The organism is Streptomyces sp. MZ04 (assembly GCF_004684775.1).
GTDB lineage: Bacteria > Actinomycetota > Actinomycetes > Streptomycetales > Streptomycetaceae > Streptomyces.
In genome coordinates, this window is the sequence record NZ_SRIC01000514.1 from 1 (window position 1) to 2,428 (window position 2,428).

The 2,428-nt window shown below is 71.3% G+C and carries 1 protein-coding gene and 1 pseudogene; one reads left to right on the top strand and one right to left on the bottom strand.

All coding sequences use genetic code 11. From position 1 onward, the window contains the following. Positions 1 to 26: 26 nt before the first annotated feature. Positions 27 to 617 carry a TetR/AcrR family transcriptional regulator gene (locus E2651_RS42625; protein WP_135336631.1) on the bottom strand — a complete coding sequence of 197 codons (591 nt, stop codon included), beginning with the start codon at positions 615 to 617 and terminating at the stop codon, positions 27 to 29. Positions 618 to 813: 196 nt separating this feature from the next. On the opposite strand from E2651_RS42625, the pseudogene E2651_RS42630 reads away from it, so the two are divergent. Next, positions 814 to 2,428, top strand: a pseudogene (locus tag E2651_RS42630) (PD40 domain-containing protein); the annotation flags it as partial.

Genomic DNA, 2,428 nt, shown 5'->3' on the forward strand with positions numbered 1-2,428 from the left:
GGCTTGTGCTTGTGCGGGGGGGGCGGTCAGACGCCGAGTGCGGGGAGGATCACGGCGTCGATGTAGGAGGTGAGGAAGGCGCGGTCGACCGTGCGGTCCTCGACCAGGTCACGGGCGACGAAACCGCCGACCAGCATGTGGATGACGTAGTCCAACGCCGGGTTGTCCGCGGCCACTTCGCCGCGTTCGACGGCTCTGCGCAGCAGCGCCTTCAGGCCGGTGATCTCCGGCTCGATGAGCAACTGCCGCATCGCCTGGTGCAGTTCGGGATTGCCGTGGATGGCGTGGAACAGGCCCCGCATCAGCGCGGCGTCCCGCTCCAGCCGGCAGTCGTCCGAACGCGCCATGGTCGCGTGGAAGTCGCCGCGCAGCGACCCCGTGTCGATGTCCTCGATGGACACCGGCTTGTTGTGCCGCAGCGCCCTGGCGATCAGCTCCGGCTTGCTCCCCCACTGGCGGTAGAGGGTGGCCTTGCTGGACTTGGTGCGGGCGGCGATGGCGTCCATGGTGAGCGCCTCGTACCCGACTTCGCGGAGCAGATCGAGCACCGCCGCGTAGAGCTCGGCCTCGCGCTCGGGCGTGATCCGGCTGCGCCGCGCCGTTGCCGCCTCAGCCATGGTCCTTCCGCTCCCGCTCGACACACCTGCTCGATACCTCTGGGCGAAATATCGAAACTGTTTCGTACGCCTTGACTGTACCCTCCGCCTTAGCGAAACGAAACCGTTTCGTACGTGTGCTGGGTCACGCGCACCCCGACCCCGCTCACCCCCCGCACGAGTTGCCGCGTCCCGCCCCCCGGAAAAGCATGGTGAGGTGACCGACGCGCGCGACGACACCCATGCCGACCCCGCCTACCTGCGGTTTCCGCACCTCAGCGGCGACCGCCTCTGTTTCGCGACCGAGGACGACCTCTGGGTGGCCCCGCTGGCCGCGGACGGCGCCCCGGCCGGCCGCGCCTGGCGGCTCACCGTCGACCGGACCAAGGTGAGCCATCCGCGCTTCTCGCCGGACGGCAGCCACATCGCGTACACGACATGGCGCAGTCTCGACCCGGAGATCCATCTCGCCCCGGTGGACGGCGGTCCTTCCCGCAGGCTCACCTACTGGGGCAGCACCGACACCCGCGTCTGCGGCTGGTCCCCCGACGGCGACATCCTCGCCGTCTCCTCGCACAGCCAGCCCTTCTCCTACTTCTGCTGGGCGTACAGCGTGCCGACCGACGGCTCGCCCGGCCGCCGGCTGCCCTGGGGTCCCGTCCACGACATCGCGGTCGCCGACATCGACGGCGAGCGCAGGACGCTGCTCCTGACCGGGCGGCCGCCGCACGAACCCGCCGCCTGGAAGCGTTACCGGGGCGGCGCGACGGGCCGTATGTGGATGCACGGCCGGCGCATCCTCGCCGACCTCGACGGGCAGCTCGACACCCCGATGTTCGTGGGGGGCCGGATCGCCTTCCTCTCCGACCACGAGGGCGTCGGCAACCTCTACTCCTGCCTGCCGGACGGCTCCGACCTGCGGCGGCACACCGACCACGACGCGTTCTACGCCCGGCACGCGTCCAGCGACGGCACCCGCGTCGTCTACCAGTGCGCGGGCGACATCTGGATGGTCGACGACCTCTCCGCGGAATCCGAGCCGCGCCGCCTGGACGTACGGCTCGGCGGGCCGCGCACCGGACGGCGGGTCTATCAGGTCCCGGCCGCGCAGAACGTCGACGCGCTCTCCGTGGACACGACAGGACGGGCCAGCGCCGTCGTCGTACGCGGCAGCCTGTACTGGCTCACCCACCGGGACGGGCCCGCCCGCACGATCATCGACACCCCGGGCGCACGCGTCCGGCTCCCGGAGATGCTCGGCACGGGCGGGCAGGTCGCGTACGTCACCGACGCCGATGGCGAGGACGCCGTCGAGATCGCCTATCTGCCGCGCGCCAGCGGCGACCGCGAGCCGCGCAGGCTGGCGAGCGGGGAGCTCGGCCGGGTCCAGGAGCTGGTGTCCGACCCCGACGGCGAGCGCCTGGCCATCGCGTCGAACGACGGGCGGCTCCTGCTCCTCACTGTGCCTGATGAAGCGGCTGCCGCCGCCGGGACCGAGGAGTCCGACGGCGAGGTCACCGAGCTGATCCGCTCCGTCAACGGGCCGGTGCGCGACCTCGCCTTCTCCCCCGACGGCGCCTGGCTGACCTGGTCCCAGCCCGGCATCGGCCGCTCCCTGCGGCAGATCAAGATGGCCCGTATCGAAAGTCCGGGCGCCCGCACCATCGTCGACGTCACCAATGGCCGCTTCGAGGACGAGAACCCCGTCTTCACCCGCGACGGCCGCTACCTCGCCTTCCTCTCCTGGCGCGGCTTCGACCCCGTCTACGACGTGCACACCGGCGACCTCTCCTTCCCGCTCGGCTGCCGCCCCTACCTCGTCCCCCTGTCGT

Excerpts from the sequence above, each read along its gene's own strand:
- E2651_RS42625 (WP_135336631.1), bottom strand. The coding sequence starts at position 617 with ATGGCTGAGGCGGCAACGGCGCGGCGCAGCCGGATCACGCCCGAGCGC.